We start from the raw sequence: 18,002 nt of genomic DNA on the forward strand, positions 1-18,002 counted from the left end.
ATCACCGATAAACTATCGGCAATTGGCTGTTTAAAAGGTGTTTTGACCCCTGTCTCAAAAACGGGGGGCAGTCCCTCGCTTTAGGACTTTTTTCTTTCCCTTTTAGGCTGAGAGGAGCAAAGCAGGCTTTCTGATTCACCGCCCGGAATGCTTCGGAATACCGTAAAGCAGAGAGGGGGAAAAACATGAAAAGCTGCCGTTTTAGCATGATATGGTTTTTGGCCGTTGTACTGACAGCCGGCATCTTTACATTCTCAGCATCCGCACAAGCAAGCGGCACTCAGCCGGAGAGAGAAATGAGAGCCGTATGGATCGCGTCTGTCACCAATATCGACTGGCCCTCTAAAAAAGGGCTGTCACCGGAAGAGCAAAAAAGAGAATACAGCAAGCTGCTGGATGACGTTCAGGAGATGGGAATGAACGCCGTTATCGTCCAAATTAAGCCTGCGGCTGATGCTTTTTATCCATCAGATTACGGGCCTTGGTCAGAGTATCTGACAGGAACACAAGGCAAAAATCCCGGCTACGATCCGCTTGCTTTTTTAGTTGAAGAGACACATAAACGGAATCTTGAATTTCACGCTTGGTTCAATCCTTACCGGATCACGATGAATCACACAAATTTGAATGCGCTTTCAGATGATCATCCCGCGCGTTCGCATCCGGACTGGGTCGCTGCATACGGAAAACAGCTGTACTATAATCCGGGCATTCCGGAAGTAAGACAATTTATAACGGATGGAATCAAAGAGGTGGTCAGCCGTTATGACATTGATGCGGTTCATATGGATGATTATTTTTATCCTTATAAAATTGCCGGACAGGAATTCCCCGATCAGGCGGAATACGAACGGTACGGAAAAGCTCACTTTGCATCAGTTGATGACTGGCGAAGGGATAACGTCAACCGGCTTGTAAAAGAAATCAACCAAACCATCAAACGAGAAAAACCTTATGTCAAATTTGGAATCAGCCCGTTCGGCGTATGGAGAAATGCCGCAGATGACCCGACAGGCTCCGAAACGGCCGCAGGGGTGCGGAACTATGATGATTTATATGCTGATACGAGAGAATGGATCCAAAAAGGATACATTGATTACATCGCACCGCAAATTTACTGGAGCATCGGATTTAAAGCGGCGGCATATGACGTCTTAGCGGATTGGTGGGGAAAAGAAGTGAACAATCGGCCGGTGCATTTATATATCGGGCAGGCAGCTTATAAAATCAACAACAACGCTGATCCGGCCTGGGCCGACCCGGGGGAATACGGAAGGCAGATTACTCTAAACAGGGGATCAGCATGGATAAAAGGCAGCATGCATTTCAGTTTAAAGGATTTAAACCGTAATCCGCTCGATGTAAAAAACCGTTTGATCAAAGACATGTACAGCCGGCCCGCATTAATTCCTGAGATGCCTTGGCTCGGACATTCCGCTTTAAAAAAACCGGCTGTCAAACGGGCGGAGAAGAATGCTTCCGGCCATACACTCTATATCGAAGATGCGAAATCCAACGGTAAAAAAACGGCTTATTACGCCATTTACCGCGCAGAAAAGGGAAAGCAGCCTTATTTAGTGGATACAGTCAGAAAAACATCGTCACGGACGCAGACATTTTCAGATACTGATATTCGGGCGAAAGAAGCCTGCACCTATTTCGTTACTTCCGTTGACAGGCTTCACCATGAGAGCCGTCCCTCCGCAAAACGGACAATTAAATAGCCATTATTAATAAAACTGACAGTTGCGGCGCTGTCAGTTTTTTTGCAGCGGATGAGTCCGAATGTTCAGACTTTATTTGGATGGAATGAATAAAGACCCCCATTAATAAAATGTAGAAAGCAGCAGAAGGAGGAAGGTTAATGAATTTTCAACTGACAAAAGAACAGCAGATGGTGCGCGAAATGGTCAGAGATTTCGCCAAAAATGAAATTGCCCCGAAAGCCCATGAGGTTGATCAATCGGCCGTCTTCCCGATAGACACATTTAAAAAAATAGGCGAACTCGGGCTGCTCGGAATTCCGTTTCCGGAAGAATACGGCGGGGCGGGCGGTGATACCATTTCATATGCAGCAGCGGTCGAAGAAATCGGAAAAGCCTGCGGCAGCACGGGGCTGAGCTACGCGGCGGCCGTGTCACTCGGCGCAAGCCCATTATACTATTTCGGTACTGACCAACAAAAGCAAGAACATCTTATTCCGCTTGCTTCGGGAAAAGCGCTCGGATCATTCGGGCTGACAGAGCCGAATGCCGGTTCCGATGCCGGCGGAACCCAGACAAAAGCCGAGAAAAAGGGCGATGACTATGTGATAAACGGAGAGAAATGCTGGATCACAAACGCAAATTACGCCCGCACGGTCATTGTCACCGCCGTTACGGGAAAGAACTCCGCCGGAAAACCGATCATTTCAGCTCTCATCGTCCCGACAGACACACCGGGATTTACGATCACAAATCCGTACGACAAGATGGGTGTGAGAGGGTCGGATACGGCCGAACTTGTGCTGGAGGATGTCAGGGTGCCTGCCGATAACCTGCTCGGTGATCCTGAAAAAGGTTTTAAACAATTTTTATATACATTAGACGGCGGGCGGATCTCGATTGCGGCACTGGCTGTCGGTATCGCTCAAGGCGCACTGGAGGCATCGCTGTCATATGCGAAGGAACGCAAGCAGTTCGGCAGTCCGATATCGTCATTTCAAGCCATTCAATTTAAGCTGGCCGATATGGCGATGGAAATTGACCTTGCCAGACAGATGGTGCTTAAAGCGGCATGGCTGAAGGATCAAAACCTGCCATTTACGAAAGAAGCTGCATTCGCCAAGCTTTATGCTTCAGAAATGGCCGTCAGAACATGTCTTCAGGCCATCCAAATTCATGGCGGTTCCGGTTATATGAAGGAATGCGGTGTTGAGCGCATGCTTCGTGACGCAAAGCTGATGGAGATTGGCGAAGGAACGTCAGAAATTCAAAGAATGGTCATCGCAAGACAGCTTTTGAAGTGAAATGAAAACGTTTACTAAGACAGGGATGGAAGGGGGCAGGTCATATGGCTGAACTTATCCATTTAACAGCCGGAAAGCTGCTTGAGCGGACCGCGAAGCTTTTTCCGGATCGTGAAGCGGTTGTTTACCCTGAGCGCGGCCTTCGTTATACGTATGCCGAGTTTGACCGGTTATGCCGGCAAACCGCAAAAGGGCTGATGAAGCTGGGAGTTGAAAAAGGAGATCATGTTGCCATATGGGCATCCAACATTCCGGAATGGCTCGCGGCGCAATTTGCAACGGCGAAAATCGGCGCCGTTCTGGTCACCATTAATACCAATTTTCAAATCGCAGAGCTCGATTATCTGCTGGCGCATTCAGACGTCTCGGCCTTGATAATCATGGATTCCTACCGGCAGACATCTTATGTTGAGATGGTGAATAAGCTAATTCCGGAGCTGAAAACTTGTGAGCGCGGCAGGCTGCGTTCGAAACGTTATCCCTTTTTAAGGACGGTGTTATATATCGGTGATAAAAGCCTGCCCGGGATGCACCGTTGGGATTCATTGCTGGATAATGCCGAGTCTGTAACGGATGCAGCGCTTGACGGAAGGATGGACAGCCTGAAAAAGGATGATTGCATTCATATGCAATATACATCAGGTACGACCGGATTTCCGAAAGGCGTCATGCTCTCACATTTTAATATCGTAAATAACGCGGCCAATATCGCAGAATGCATGAAGCTTACTTCATGTGACCGTTTATGTATTCCCGTGCCGTTTTTCCACTGCTTTGGGTGCGTGCTCGGCGTGCTGGCATGTGTTTCCGCGGGTGCGGCGATGATTCCGATCGAACAGTTTTCTCCGCCGGCCGTTCTGAAAACGGTGGAGCAAGAAGCCTGCACGGCTCTGCACGGTGTACCGACGATGTTTATCGCCCTCCTAAATGACAGCCGTTTTTCTGAATATGATCTTTCCCACGTCCGAACCGGGATTATGGCAGGCTCGCCATGCCCGGCGGAAGTCATGAGAGAAGTGATCGGCAAAATGGGGATGACTGACATTACAATTGCCTACGGACAGACCGAAGCATCACCTGTCATTACGCAGACAAGAACAGATGATCCGTTTGAAAGAAGAGTGGAAACAGCGGGGCGCGCGCTTCCCCATATCGAAGTCAGAATCGTTCGGCCCGGAACATCCCAAGAAGCCGCCAGGGGCGAACAAGGAGAGCTCTGCACCCGCGGATATCATGTCATGAAAGGCTATTATAAAAATCAAGAAGCGACCGAAGAAGCGATAGACAAAGACGGCTGGCTGCATACCGGTGATTTGGCGGTCATGGACGAGGACGGATACTGCAAAATCACGGGCCGTCTGAAAGACATGCTGATCAGGGGCGGCGAAAATATCTATCCGCGCGAGATTGAGGAAATGTTATATCGGCATCCCGCAGTGGCGGACGTTCAGGTCGTCGGCGTTCCTGATCCGAAATACGGAGAAGAGGCCGCGGCGTGGATCAGGCTCAAAGACGGACAAACCGCTTCCGCAGATGACATCAGAACCTTTTGCAAAGAACATATCGCCCGCTATAAAGTCCCCAGGTACGTTTTGTTTACAGATGAATATCCAATGACAGCCTCAGGAAAAATTCAGAAATTCAAGCTGCGGGAAAAAACGATTGAAGAGCTCAAGTTAACTTAATGAAAAAGGAGTGCTTCACATTTGTTTAAAAAAGTCCTGATTGCCAACAGAGGAGAAATCGCCTTACGAATTATCCGCACCTGCAAACGTCTCGGCATCCCCTCGGCAGCTGTGTATTCAGAAGCCGACCGGGACGCGCTGCATGTAAAAGCGGCTGATGAGGCCTATCCGATCGGTAAATCGAGAGTAAATGAAAGCTATTTACATATCGACAGAATCATAGAAGCCGCCAAATCCGCCGGAGCGAACGCCATTCATCCGGGCTACGGGCTTCTGTCAGAAAACAGCCTGTTCGCCAAACGCTGCCGGAAGGAACAAATCACATTTATCGGTCCGCCCGGTGATATCATCGCCAAGATGGGAAGCAAGATTGAAGCCCGAAAAACGATGCAAAAAGCAAAGGTCCCGATCGTTCCCGGTGTTTCAGAGCCATTGCCCGATGTTCACTCCGCCTTAGCCGAAGCCCGTGCCATCGGTTTTCCGGTCATGCTGAAAGCATCCGCAGGAGGAGGCGGAATCGGCATGCAGATCGTACATTCAGAAGAAGAGCTGGCCAAAGCGTTTGAAGGCAATCAAAAGCGGGCCGCCTCCTTTTTTGGAGACGGCGCAATGTATATGGAAAAGGTCATTGAAAATGCCCGTCATATTGAAATTCAGATACTCGCAGATTCTTTCGGCAACACCGTTCATCTGTTTGAACGTGACTGTTCAGTCCAAAGGCGCCACCAAAAAGTGATAGAAGAAGCGCCGTCGCCGTTTGTTGACGATGAATTAAGACAAAGACTCGGTGAAACCGCCGTTAAAGCCGCAAAATCGATCGGCTACCAAAATGCAGGCACAATAGAATTTCTCGTCGACCAAAAGAAACAAATCTATTTTTTAGAGATGAACACAAGACTGCAGGTGGAGCATCCGGTGACAGAAGAAATTACAGGACTGGATCTTGTGGAAGAACAGCTGAAAATTGCCGCTGGGCAGGCGCTGCCTTTCTCGCAGAAAGATATCAACCACCGCGGTCATGCGATAGAAGTGCGGATTTATGCGGAAGATCCGGTCACCTTTTACCCGTCTCCCGGTACCATCTCGTCTTTTTCCGTTTTAAGACACCCGTCAGTGCGACACGAATGCGCCGTCGAAAAGGGAAGCGTCATTTCTCCGTTTTACGATCCGATGATTGCCAAAATGGTCGTCACGGCGAATACGAGAAAACAAGCCATTGAACAACTGAAAACCGCCCTTGGCGAATATCATGTAGAAGGGATTAAAACCAACATTCCGCTGCTGACAAAAATTGCCCATTCAGAAGGGTTTGAAAAGGGCGAGGCAACAACCGGTTTTTTACAAACAATGAACGAGGGGGCGTCAAAATGAGCGTCATAAAAATTCAAATGGCGGGAAACCTGTGGAAAATTCATGTGAAGCCGGGTGATGTCATTGAAGAAGGACAGGAAGTGGCCATCTTGGAATCTATGAAAATGGAAATTCCGATTATCGCTGATGCAGCGGGTACGGTGAAAGAAGTGAAAAAATCAGAAGGTGATTTCACTGATGAAGGAGAGGTCCTGATTGAACTTCAATAAAACGGGAGGTGCAGCATGAACTGTCCGAAACATGTCCGCATCAATGAAGTAGGACCGCGTGACGGCTTGCAGAATGAATCGGCGTGGGTGGATACAGAAGATAAGATTGAGTGGATCAATATGCTGTCAAAAACAGGTCTTCCCTATATCGAAGTGACATCATTCGTGCATCCGAGATGGATTCCGGCTCTTCGTGACAGCCTGGACGTCGCAAAAGGCATTGCCAGATCTGAACATACGGTCTACGCGGCTCTCGTTCCGAACCTCATCGGACTGGAGCATGCGGCAGAAGGCGGAATCGATCAGGCATGTGTATTTTTATCTGCAAGCGAAACCCATAACCAAAAAAACGTAAACAAACCGATTGACCGGACCGTTCAAGAGCTCAGGCGGGTTATTACTGAAGCAAAAGCTGAAAAAATGGCGACGAGAGCTTATCTGTCCACTGTGTTCGGCTGTCCGTACGAACAGAACGTGCCGGTAGAACAAGTCATCCGCCTGTCAGACACCCTGCTCGAAATGGGTGTTGATGAAATATCGCTCGGCGACACGATCGGCGCGGCAAACCCCTTGCAGGTCATAGCCGTGCTTGAAGCCCTTTTGCCGAGAATTCCCGCCTCAAAAATTGCACTCCATTTCCATGATACAAGAGGAACGGCTCTAGCGAATATCATTCCCGCTCTTGATATGGGCATCACATCCTTTGATACTTCCTCAGGCGGGCTTGGCGGCTGCCCGTACGCCCCTGGATCAGCAGGAAACGCTGCCACAGAAGACGTCATTTATATGCTCGAACAAATGGGGATTGATACCGGGACGGACATGAATAAACTTCTTTATGCCGCCGGCTGGATCGCGGATAAAATAGGCAAAGACCTGCCAAGCAGAAACCTGCAGGCATTCAGAACGAAATGAGAAAGGAGAAGCCATGGGAGATTGCGTCTTGTATTCCGTCTGTCAAGAAACGATCGGTCTGATCACGCTGAACCGCCCGCATGCGGCCAACTCGCTGTCTTCAGACATGATTGATCATTTACAGCGTGTGATTGAAGACATCAAAAACTCGCCATCCATTCGTTGTGTCATTCTCACCGGCACCGGGAACACATTTTGCGCCGGTGCTGATTTAAAAGAAAGAGCGGGGATGAATCATGAACAAGTTAAGCAAAGCGTCAGGCGTATCGGTGAAACGGCCGCATCCATTGAAGCTCTCCCGCAGCCGGTCATTGCAGCGCTGAACGGAACCGCTGTCGGAGGAGGCCTTGAACTCGCCCTCGCCTGTGATATCAGAATCGCCGTCAGCCGGGCGGGCCTCGGCCTTCCTGAAACAGGGCTTGCGATCATTCCCGGAGCGGGCGGAACGCAGAGACTGCCCCGGCTTATCGGCCCCGGCGCGGCAAAAGAATTGATCTATACCGGCCGAAGGCTTTCTGCCGAAGAGGGAAAAGACATGAAGCTGATCGAGCATGTTTGTGAAGCCGGTGAACTTATGGAAAAAGCAAAAGCACTGGCCGGCCGCATCGCCGCTAATGGGCCGATCGCCGTCAGACAAGCAAAATCCGCGATAAACAAGGGTCTGGAGACAGATCTCAATACAGGGCTCGAAATCGAACGAAAAGCATATGAACAAGTCATCCCCACACTTGACAGAGAAGAGGGCCTGCGCGCTTTTAAAGAAAAAAGACCCCCTGAATACAAAGGAAAATAAAACATGGAGGGACTCGGATGGATTACGAAAAAGAACGGCAGACACGCAGCAAAACGATTGAAAAGGGAGGAGCCGCGAAATATCACGCAAGCAACGAAAAGAAGGGAAAACTTTTTGTAAGAGACAGGCTGAAGCTTTTATTCGATGACGGCATATCCGTTGAAGACGCTTTTTTCGCCGAGTGCATGTCAGACGGACTGCCGGCTGACGGGGTCGTTACCGGGATCGGAACCATCGGCGGCAGAACCGTTTGTGTGATGGCAAACGACTCAACCGTAAAGGCGGGCTCGTGGGGCGCGAAAACGGTGGAAAAAATCATCCGCATTCAGGAGACGGCGGAAAAGCTTCAGTGTCCGCTCTTGTACTTAGTCGATTCCGCAGGTGCGAGAATTACGGATCAGGTCGACATGTTCCCGGGCAGAAGGGGAGCCGGCCGCATCTTTTATAATCAAGTAAAGCTGTCGGGCCGCATTCCGCAAATCTGTTTATTGTTCGGCCCTTCCGCTGCGGGCGGCGCTTACATTCCGGCCTTTTGCGACATTGTCATTATGGTTGAGGGCAATGCATCCATGTACTTAGGTTCCCCGCGTATGGCAGAAATGGTGATTGGCGAGAAAGTATCGCTTGAAGAAATGGGCGGCGCCCGTATGCATTGTTCCGTTTCAGGCTGCGGTGATCTCCTCGCCCTGACGGAACAGGAAGCAATCATGATGGCGCAGACATATCTCAGCTACTTTCCGGCAAATTATACTGAAAAAGCGCCCGTCAACAAATCTAAGAACCCGAAAGCTTTTGAAAAACCGCTCTCAGATGTCATCCCGGCACATCAAAACGCACCGTTCAACATGATGGATTTAATTGAACGTGTCATTGATGAAGACTCATTTTTTGAGATTAAACCGTTATTTGCGCAGGAATTAATAACGGGGCTTGCGCGGATTCACGGACAGCCGGTCGGCATTATCGCCAATCAGCCGCGTGTCAAAGGCGGGGTTTTATTTCTCGATTCGGCGGATAAAGCCGCAAAATTTATCGCTTTGTGCGACGCATTCCATATTCCGCTTCTGTTTTTAGCAGACATTCCCGGATTCATGATCGGAACGAAGGTTGAGCAGGCGGGCATCATCAGGCATGGCGCAAAAATGATCTCCGCAATGGCGGAAGCGACTGTTCCGAAGCTTTCCGTTATCGTCAGAAAAGCCTACGGTGCCGGATTATACGCGATGGCGGGGCCTGCTTTTGAACCGGACTGCTGTTTAGCGCTTCCGACTGCGCAAATTGCCGTAATGGGTCCTGAAGCAGCGGTGAATGCGGTCTACGCAAACAAAATCAGCGAGCTAGCCCCTGAAGAAAGGCCGGCTTTTATTCAAGAAAAGCGTGATGAATATAAGGAAGACATTAACCTTTACCGGCTTGCCTCTGAAATGGTGATTGACGGCATTGTTCCTGCTGATTCCTTGCGGGAAGAACTCAATAAACGCCTCACTGCTTACATGTCCAAACAACTGACATTCACACACCGGAAACACCCCGTATACCCGGTATAAATAAAAAAAAGACTGCATAGATCCGGCTCGCAGCCGTTCTTATGCAGTCTTTTTTCATAGTCTTGATCTCATTTTCTTCACAACAAAATAAACAACAATAAATACGAGAGCCAATATAATGATCGGAGTTGTATACATTCCGGCATAGCTGTCTACGTCTTTCCACTGTCCCCCGAGCTGATACCCGAGATAAACGAAAATGACAGACCACGGAATAATGGCAAGCGTCGTCAATATGACAAACTTGGAAAGAGGCATTTTCGCAAGGCCGGCCGGGATGGAGATCGCATGTCTGACGACCGGGATAAACCGCGCCGAGAACACAACGCCGGCGCCGTAACGGCGAAACCAGTTTTCCGCAACATCAACATGATGCTTTTTCAGAAGTAAGTACTTGCCGTACTTGTCCAAAAACGGCCGTCCCCCATAACGGGCGATCCAGTAAATAAAGCACTGCGCGATCGTTCCCCCGATCACACCGGCGACAATGGCGCCGATAAAGCTGATCGTGCCTTCTGACACCATATAGCCTCCGTAAGCCAGAACGATTTCACTCGGAATGATTTCGATCATTAATCCGAGCGCAATCCCTAAATAGCCCATACTTGTCAGCCAGGATAATATTTCACTAATAAAATTGCCCACACTGTTCACAACCTCTTTATCTTTTTACCCAATTATATGACTGATTGACAAGCAAAATGGTTACAAATTATTTTTTAACGCACGATTTTTCAGATTCTCTTTTTAACACCTCTTCTAAATAAGCTAAAAGTTTCGGTCTCATTTCTTCCCGCAGAAGCCCGATCTCCGTGCCGGCCTTAAAACAGCCGAACTTATCTCCTATATCAAACCGGCTTCCTTCAAGCTCCCGCGCGTAAATGCTTCGGGTGCGGCACACTTCGCGCAGCGCGTCTGTCAAATGGATTTCATTGCCCGCGCCTCTTCCGATCGTCTTCAGCGTTTTAAAAATAGCAGGGGTTAATATGTAGCGGCCCATCACGGCAATATGAGAGGGCGCCTTTTCAACAGCCGGCTTCTCAATCAGATCCTCAACCTGGTACACATGACCGCTCTGCCGCCCCGTCTGTATAATACCATATTTGCTGACATCAGCAGGATCGACGGGCTGTACGCCGACCGTTTCTGTGCCGTGTTGGTTATAGACGTCGATGAGCTGTGAAAGAGCGGGAGTATCAGATACCATAATATCATCACCTAATAGAACGGCAAAAGGCTCATCTCCGATAAAATGCTCCGCACACAGCACCGCATGTCCTAATCCGAGCGGTTCTTTCTGACGGATGTAATGAATATTGGCCAAATCGGCAATCCGCTGCATTTCCTTCAGCGTCTCCGTCTTGCCTTTTTCCTGCAGATTGAATTCCAATTCCGCCGACCGGTCAAAATGATCTTCAATCGAGCGTTTGTTTCTCCCTGTAATAATCAATATATCTTCAATTCCTGACGCTGCGGCCTCTTCGACAATATATTGGATGGCCGGTTTGTCGACAATCGGAAGCATTTCTTTCGGCTGCGCCTTTGTCGCCGGCAGAAATCTCGTTCCTAAACCTGCTGCGGGAATGACCGCTTTTCTCACTTTTTTTCTCATTCATCTTCACTCCTGATCCTGTATGTTTTTCAGCGAATCTCCAAATACCCAGATTCGGTTTCCGATAAAATTCATCATCATCCCGCCGATAGTGGCGGCGAACTTACTCACCAATAGCGAACAGCCGCCTTTTTGAAACGCGTAAAGCAGCAAAAAGGTGATTCCCGACGCGGCAAGATTAATCATGAGAAATCGCATGATCTCTTTCCCGTCAGCCTTGCGTTTTACACGAAACGTCCACTTCCGGTTCCATACATAGCTGTTGATGATCCCTGCCGAATAGGAGCAGATCTGCGCCGGAAGATAGGGGACATGACAAGCGGCGAGAAGAAAGAAGACACCAAAATCGATCAGCGTATTGCCGACGCCTACAGTGCAAAAACGGCCTGCTGTCTTTACTTTTTCTTTCAGCATAACGGTGACCTCCCCTCATAATAAGATGCGGTTCGCTGTCCTATTTGTTGATATGGATTACTTTAGCGGACAGTGTTGAATAAACAATTACTAAAATATGAACAAAACATGAAAACGTAATGAGACTTTGCAAAACTTATTAAGTTAACAGTTTGATAGTTTAGGTTGACATATTACGTACAAGACACTAATATTCTGTATAAGTGTTAACCTTAAATTTATTTTGGTTGACATTAATTTTCAAAGTAAGAGAAAGGAGGGGAATATATGCGGGAAGAAACCTATTACAGCGTCAGAATGAGAGCTTCCCGAAACGCCCCCCATGAGCAGGGCGGAAAACACATTTCCGGCGGAGAACGGCTCATCACTTACAGCGGTTTACAGGAAGCGGTAGATGGCTTATTACATAAAGGCTTCTCGCACTCAAGAGGGATACCTGATTTTATGCAGATTCAGCTTGAAAGTATTAATGAACCGATCGAAACGATCCGCCCTTTGCCGGTTGCTTTCCATCAAACAGACACGCCGGAAAAAGGACAAGCAATCGCCCGCAAGCTTCTGCAAAAGGCGGGGATTCCCCCGCACATGATAGAGAAAGCGTACGAAAACATTGCGGAATATGCAGAAGCAAGAGGAGCGGTCCTGTTTGATATCCGGGCAGGAAAACGCATTGACGGCAGAGGAAATAGAGGTGTGCGGGTATCACGAGTGGATTGGCCGTCACATGATTTTCAAAAATGGGCTTTTACGCACAACATGCCGGAAAATTCACGAATAAAAGAAGCACATGCCATCGCGGCAAAAGTTTGCGCACATCCGGGGATTATTGCCGAATTGTGCTGGTCAGATGACCCTGATTACATAACAGGCTACGTTGCCGCAAAGAAGCTGGGATATCAGCGGATTGCCAAGATGAAGAATGCCGGAGATGAAAGCGGCTGCCGGATTTTCTTTACAGAAGGCTCAATAGATACAGAGAGCTGTATCCATTTTTTAGAGAAGCAGCCTGTATTCATTCAGCGGGAGGAGAACATATGAAACAATCAATGATTGAAAAAAGCAAACAGCATCTTTGGCTGCCCTTCACACAAATGAAAGATTACGATGAAGATCCGTTAATCATTGAAAGCGGAAACGGGATCATGCTGAAAGATATCAGCGGCAAAGAATATTATGACGGCTTTTCTTCAGTATGGCTCAATGTACACGGCCACCGCAAAAAAGAAATGGATGAAGCGATTCAAAAACAGCTTGAAAAAATCGCTCATTCAACCTTGCTGGGTATGACGAACGTTCCCGCAACAGAACTTGCCGAGATGCTGACAGGCATCACACCGGAAAAGCTGACACGCGTTTTTTATTCCGACAGCGGAGCGGAAGCAATGGAAATCGCTCTGAAAATGGCCTTTCAATACTGGAAAAACATAGGGAGACCCGAGAAACAGACGTTTATTTCTATGCAGAACGGCTATCACGGCGATACGATCGGAGCCGTCAGCGTCGGCTCCATTGAACTCTTCCACCATGTGTACGGCCCGCTGATGTTTGAAAGCTACAAAGCCCCGATTCCGTATGTATACAGATCTGAAAGCGGCGACCCCGTACAGTGCCGGGATGAATGCCTTCACGCGCTCGAACAGCTGCTTGCAAAGCATCACGAAGAGATTGCCGCACTTACGATTGAATCGATGGTGCAAGGCGCATCAGGGATGATCGTCATGCCTGAAGGCTTTCTGGCAGGCGTACGAAAGCTGTGTACGACATATGATGTGTTAATGATCGTTGACGAAGTGGCGACGGGGTTCGGCCGCACCGGAAAAATGTTTGCCTGTGAGCATGAAAATGTCCAGCCGGACTTGATGGCGGCAGGGAAAGGCATTACGGGAGGCTATTTGCCGATCGCTGTGACGTTTGCCACAGAAGCCATTTATGAAGCCTTCTACGATGACTACGACAAAATGAAAACATTTTTCCACGGCCATTCCTATACAGGAAATCAGCTTGGCTGTGCCGCGGCAATTGAAAATCTGCGTTTATTCGAATCAGAGCGCATCGTTGATCAAGTCGCCGAAAAATCAAAAACGGCAGCGAAATTTCTTCATGATCTGAAGCAGCTTCCTCATGTCGGCGATGTCCGCCAGCTCGGTTTCATGTGCGGCATAGAGCTTGTGCAGGATAAGGGGACAAAACAGCCTTATCCGCCTGAAAAGCGGATGGGATACAAGGTGTCCTTGAAAATGAGAGAGCTTGGTATGCTGACACGGCCGCTCGGAGACGTCATCGCCTTTCTGCCGCCGCTTGCCAGCACAACCGATCAGTTACAAGCCATGATCTCCATTATGAAAGAAGCGATAGCCGAGGTGACCGGCCGTGGATTTTGACGGATGGCTCCTCGGAAGGCTCGATGCGGTGAAAAGAGACGGGCTGTATCGGACGCTGCGAACACAGGAAACCGCTCTCAAAACCAAGGGGCAAAAGCGGCAGACCTGGGCGTCCAATGACTATTTAGGCCTGTCAAAAGATGAGCGGCTGATCACAGCCGCGCAAACGGCGCTGAGCCGGTTCGGAGCGGGAAGCGGCGGCTCACGGTTAACGACAGGAAATACTGTGTGGCACGAAAAACTTGAACAAACAATCGCGGACTTTAAACAGACGGAAGCGGCTTTATTGTTTTCAAGCGGTTACTTGGCGAATATCGGCGTGCTTGCCTCACTGCCTCAAAAAGGCGATGTCATTTTAAGCGATCAACTGAACCATGCGAGCATTGTTGACGGCTGCCGTTTATCAAAAGCGGAAACCATCGTGTACCGCCATATTGATATGGCTGATCTTGAGAAAAAACTTGCTTCCGTCCAGGCTCGGAACCGCCGCTTCATCGTCACAGACGGCGTCTTCAGCATGGACGGCACCATCGCGCCTCTTGACCGCATAATGGCGCTTGCAAAGCAGTACCAGGCATTTGTGATAGCAGATGACGCGCATGCAACCGGTGTACTCGGGGAAAACGGCGGGGGAACCAGTGACTATTTCGGTGTTTGTCCTGATGTTGTCATCGGCACATTAAGCAAAGCTGTAGGAACGGAAGGCGGTTTTGCCGCGGGATCAAACATTTTCATTGATTTTTTGCTGAATCAGGCGCGGACGTTTATTTTTCAGACGGCCCTCCCGCCGTCAATTTGTGCGGCTTCGCATACGGCATTTGACATCATATCAGATATGCACGATACGCGCCGTGAGCTGCAGTCGTCTGTCAAAACGATAAAAACGCGTCTGGCCGATATGGGCTTTACCGTAAGAGGCGGAGATACACCGATTATCCCCGTTATCATCGGTGATGCAAAAACAGCGGTTTCAGCCGCTGCGCTGCTGGAGAAAAAGGGTATCTGCGCCCCGGCCATCCGCCCGCCCGCCGTTCCGGAAGGCGAAAGCAGAATCAGGCTGACCGTTACGGCGGATCGCAGCTTACAGGACATAGACGAACTGACAGAAGCATTTGATTCCATTAGAAAAGAGCTGAATATAAACAAATGAGAAGTTTTTTTGTCACAGGAACAGATACCGGCGTCGGAAAAACCATCGTTTCTTGCGGACTTGCCGCGGCATTCCGGCAGAAACAGGCGGATATCGGAGTGTTTAAGCCGTTTTTAAGCGGTGTGCCGCGAACTCATCCGGAAAGTGACACCTCGCTCTTGAAAGACATGTCACAAACCGCACTGTCTCATGAAGAAATTACGCCATTTGAATGGAAAGAGCCGCTTGCGCCGTACACGGCCGCCATGCTTGAGGGGAAATCCGTGAGCATGGCGGATGTCATGGCCCACTGGAGTAAGATCAAAAATCGTCATGAGTGTTTCATCGTTGAGGGGGCAGGCGGCATTTCCGTCCCGCTTGGTGAAAATTACTTAGTCAGTGATCTGATAAAAGCCATGGAATTGCCGGCGGTGATTGTCACCAGGCCTGATCTCGGAACCATCAACCACACATATTTAACCGTTGAATATGCGAAAAACATGGGGATAGAGGTTCTCGGCATTATTATCAACGGCGTAAAGAGCAACCCGGGGCTGGACGAAAAGACGAACCCGAGCATGATTGAAACATTATGCAAAGTTCCGATTTTGGGAATCACACCGAAGCTGGATCACGTTTCACCGGAAAACATTCAACACATGATTGAGAAACATATAGATGTTTCCTCTTTCATGAATCTGACACAAATGGGGAGATAAACATGAATCAATGGATGGATCTTGCAGAGAGAGTGCTGGACGGGGCGGAAGTAACGAATCAAGAAGCGCTGGCCATTTTAAATTGTCCTGATGAGGATCTTTTATTGCTGATGCATGCCGCTTTTCATATCAGAAAACGATTTTACGGAAAAAAAGTAAAGCTGAATATGATTATGAATGCCAAATCAGGCCTGTGTCCGGAAAATTGCGGGTACTGTTCACAATCTTCAATATCAAAAGCGCCGATTGAGTCTTACCGGATGGTGGATAAGCATATATTGCTAAAGGGGGCAAAACGCGCCCACGACCTGAATATAGGGACATACTGTATCGTCGCCAGCGGGCGGGGACCGTCAAACAGAGAAGTAGATCAAGTTGTTGATGCTGTCAAAGAAATTAAAGAAACGTACGGTTTAAAAATCTGCGCATGTCTCGGTCTGCTGAAGCCGGAACAGGCAGAGCGACTGAAACAGGCAGGAGTAGACCGGTACAATCATAACATCAATACATCACAGAGGAATCACTCAAACATTACGACCTCCCACACGTATGACGACAGGGTCAATACAGTGGAAACGGCGAAACAATCGGGGATGTCACCTTGTTCTGGTGTCATCGTCGGCATGAAAGAGACGAAACAGGACGTCATTGATATGGCGAACAGCTTAAAAGCGCTTGACGCCGACAGCATCCCGGTTAATTTTCTGCATGCGATTGACGGAACTCCGTTAGAAGGGGTAAGCGAATTACATCCGGTGTATTGCCTGAAAGTGCTCGCCTTGTTCCGTTTTATCAATCCGTCAAAAGAAATCCGTATCTCAGGAGGCCGGGAAGTCAACCTTCGTTCGCTACAGCCGCTGGGACTTTACGCCGCAAATTCGATTTTCGTCGGAGATTACTTAACGACAGCAGGGCAGCAAGAAACAGAGGATCATCAAATGCTCCATGATTTAGGTTTTGAAGTCGAATCCGTTGAAGAAATGAAAGCCGGCCTGCAATCCGCCTGCAATACGGAGGTATAAGATGACGGCGGACCTATCGATTGCACATCCGTCTCTCCATGCGGATTCGGATTTTTGGAATGACCCTTACCCGTTTTATGACAAACTGCGATCCATTGATCCTGTTTATAAAGGAACCGTATTAAAATATCCGGGCTGGTATGTCACCGGGTACAAAGAAGCGGCAGCGATTCTGAAAGACATTCGGTTTAAAAACCGCATTCCTCTTCCGGAAGCTTCAACGAAATATCAAAATCTATCGCATATCCAGCACGATATGCTGTTATTTAAAAATCAATCAGACCATAAGCGGATGCGGATGCTTATCGGTAAAGAATTTACCGCAAAGACGGCGGAATCACTTCGCCCTTGTATAAAAGAAACGGTTCATGACTTGTTGGATCAAGTCCAAATCAAAAAAACCGCGGACCTTGTTTCAGAGTTTGCCTTTCCATTGGCAAGCCTTATCATTGCGGAGATACTCGGAGTGCCGAAAGAGGAGAGATATCAATTCAGACAATGGACGGCAGACGTCATCCAGGCCATTGATCTTACCCGATCAAGAAAGACGTTAGTCAGAGCAAGCGACACCGCAGGCAGGCTGACGTCATATTTCAAAGATTTGATTCACAAGCGGAAAGCGCACCCTCAGCAAGACTTGATCAGCAGGTTTATTATGGAGGAACAGCTTTCAAAAGAGGAAGTGCTCGCGACATGTATCTTACTTGTCATAGCCGGACACGAGACGACGGTAAACCTCATAAGCAACGGTGTGTTTACTTTATTGAAACACCCTGAACAGCTTAGCGCACTGAGAGAAAACCCCTCGCTTATTGAAACTGCAGTTGAGGAATGTCTGCGCTACGACAGCCCCGCGCAGCTGACGGCACGCACCGCCTCAGAAGACTGCGAAATAAATGGGAAGACCATAAAAAAAGGAGAGCAGGTATATATCCTTTTAGGGGCAGCCAATCGCGATCCAAGCATATTCGATCAACCTCACAAAATGGATATCCAAAGAAAGCCGAACCCGCATCTTGCATTCGGAAAGAACGCCCATTTTTGCATAGGCTCCTCATTAGCGCGCATCGAAGCACAAATTGCAATTCTTACACTGTTTGAGCGGATGCCTAAGCTTCGGCTGGCTGCACACCGCCTTGAATACCGCAAGCTCATTGGTTTTAGGTCGCTCAAAGAGCTCCCGGTTGTCATTGGCTGA

Annotated in this window: 16 protein-coding genes and 1 pseudogene; 14 read left to right on the forward strand and 3 right to left on the reverse strand. The window is 48.7% G+C overall.

Going from position 1 to position 18,002, the window contains the following annotated elements; genetic code table 11:
- Positions 1–185: 185 nt before the first annotated feature.
- The 8 genes from AC3WTF_RS00005 (at position 186) to AC3WTF_RS00040 (ending at position 9,527) form a co-directional block, all read left to right on the forward strand.
- Positions 186–1,724: a glycoside hydrolase family 10-like protein gene (locus AC3WTF_RS00005; RefSeq protein ID WP_007410117.1), complete on the forward strand. Its 1,539-nt coding sequence runs from the start codon at positions 186–188 to the stop codon at positions 1,722–1,724.
- Positions 1,725–1,864: 140 nt separating this feature from the next.
- Positions 1,865–3,007, forward strand: coding sequence for an acyl-CoA dehydrogenase family protein (locus AC3WTF_RS00010; protein ID WP_007410118.1), 1,143 nt, complete (start codon positions 1,865–1,867; stop codon positions 3,005–3,007).
- A gap of 44 nt (positions 3,008–3,051) precedes the next feature.
- Positions 3,052–4,692, forward strand: coding sequence for an AMP-binding protein (locus tag AC3WTF_RS00015; protein WP_032865958.1), 1,641 nt, complete (start codon positions 3,052–3,054; stop codon positions 4,690–4,692).
- Positions 4,693–4,713: 21 nt separating this feature from the next.
- Positions 4,714–6,063 carry an acetyl-CoA carboxylase biotin carboxylase subunit gene (locus AC3WTF_RS00020; RefSeq protein ID WP_492314146.1) on the forward strand — a complete coding sequence of 450 codons (1,350 nt, stop codon included), beginning with the start codon at positions 4,714–4,716 and terminating at the stop codon, positions 6,061–6,063.
- Positions 6,060–6,272, forward strand: a complete 213-nt coding sequence (locus AC3WTF_RS00025; RefSeq protein ID WP_007410121.1) for an acetyl-CoA carboxylase biotin carboxyl carrier protein subunit — start codon at positions 6,060–6,062, stop codon at positions 6,270–6,272. The genes AC3WTF_RS00020 and AC3WTF_RS00025 overlap by 4 nt, the downstream gene beginning before the upstream one ends.
- Positions 6,273–6,287: 15 nt before the next feature.
- Positions 6,288–7,187 (forward strand): hydroxymethylglutaryl-CoA lyase, encoded by a 900-nt coding sequence (locus tag AC3WTF_RS00030; protein WP_007410122.1) that lies wholly within the window; start codon positions 6,288–6,290, stop codon positions 7,185–7,187.
- 13 nt (positions 7,188–7,200) lie between these two features.
- Positions 7,201–7,980 carry an enoyl-CoA hydratase gene (locus AC3WTF_RS00035; RefSeq protein ID WP_042635250.1) on the forward strand — a complete coding sequence of 260 codons (780 nt, stop codon included), beginning with the start codon at positions 7,201–7,203 and terminating at the stop codon, positions 7,978–7,980.
- 17 nt (positions 7,981–7,997) lie between these two features.
- Positions 7,998–9,527 carry an acyl-CoA carboxylase subunit beta gene (locus tag AC3WTF_RS00040; protein WP_047935775.1) on the forward strand — a complete coding sequence of 510 codons (1,530 nt, stop codon included), beginning with the start codon at positions 7,998–8,000 and terminating at the stop codon, positions 9,525–9,527.
- 54 nt (positions 9,528–9,581) lie between these two features.
- Here AC3WTF_RS00040 and uptA read toward each other — a convergent pair whose 3' ends face one another.
- From uptA to AC3WTF_RS00055, 3 genes and pseudogenes are all read right to left on the reverse strand, one after another.
- Entirely contained in the window at positions 9,582–10,172 is a 591-nt protein-coding gene (gene uptA, locus AC3WTF_RS00045) for an undecaprenyl phosphate transporter UptA (RefSeq protein ID WP_007410125.1), read from the reverse strand.
- Positions 10,173–10,239: 67 nt separating this feature from the next.
- Positions 10,240–11,139, reverse strand: coding sequence for a UTP--glucose-1-phosphate uridylyltransferase GalU (gene galU / locus AC3WTF_RS00050; RefSeq protein WP_053104466.1), 900 nt, complete (start codon positions 11,137–11,139; stop codon positions 10,240–10,242).
- Positions 11,140–11,145: 6 nt separating this feature from the next.
- A pseudogene (locus tag AC3WTF_RS00055) lies at positions 11,146–11,597 on the reverse strand (GtrA family protein).
- Positions 11,598–11,820: 223 nt separating this feature from the next.
- On the opposite strand from AC3WTF_RS00055, the gene AC3WTF_RS00060 reads away from it, so the two are divergent.
- The 6 genes from AC3WTF_RS00060 to AC3WTF_RS00085 are packed head-to-tail and all read left to right on the forward strand — an operon-like array spanning position 11,821 to position 18,002.
- The gene (locus AC3WTF_RS00060) at positions 11,821–12,591 is read left to right on the forward strand and encodes a 6-carboxyhexanoate--CoA ligase (RefSeq protein ID WP_047935774.1); all 771 of its coding nucleotides are present in this window, start codon (positions 11,821–11,823) and stop codon (positions 12,589–12,591) included.
- Entirely contained in the window at positions 12,588–13,934 is a 1,347-nt protein-coding gene (bioA, locus tag AC3WTF_RS00065) for an adenosylmethionine--8-amino-7-oxononanoate transaminase (protein ID WP_492314147.1), read from the forward strand. Before AC3WTF_RS00060 ends, bioA begins: the two co-directional genes overlap by 4 nt.
- The gene (bioF, locus tag AC3WTF_RS00070) at positions 13,924–15,084 is read left to right on the forward strand and encodes an 8-amino-7-oxononanoate synthase (RefSeq protein ID WP_007410130.1); all 1,161 of its coding nucleotides are present in this window, start codon (positions 13,924–13,926) and stop codon (positions 15,082–15,084) included. Before bioA ends, bioF begins: the two co-directional genes overlap by 11 nt.
- Positions 15,081–15,782, forward strand: coding sequence for a dethiobiotin synthase (gene bioD, locus AC3WTF_RS00075; protein WP_007410131.1), 702 nt, complete (start codon positions 15,081–15,083; stop codon positions 15,780–15,782). The genes bioF and bioD overlap by 4 nt, the downstream gene beginning before the upstream one ends.
- A 2-nt stretch (positions 15,783–15,784) precedes the next feature.
- Positions 15,785–16,804: a biotin synthase BioB gene (gene bioB, locus AC3WTF_RS00080; RefSeq protein ID WP_007410132.1), complete on the forward strand. Its 1,020-nt coding sequence runs from the start codon at positions 15,785–15,787 to the stop codon at positions 16,802–16,804.
- Position 16,805: 1 nt separating this feature from the next.
- Positions 16,806–18,002, forward strand: a complete 1,197-nt coding sequence (locus tag AC3WTF_RS00085; protein WP_015239958.1) for a cytochrome P450 — start codon at positions 16,806–16,808, stop codon at positions 18,000–18,002.

This window comes from Bacillus sp. EB106-06-01-XG163, assembly GCF_058791615.1.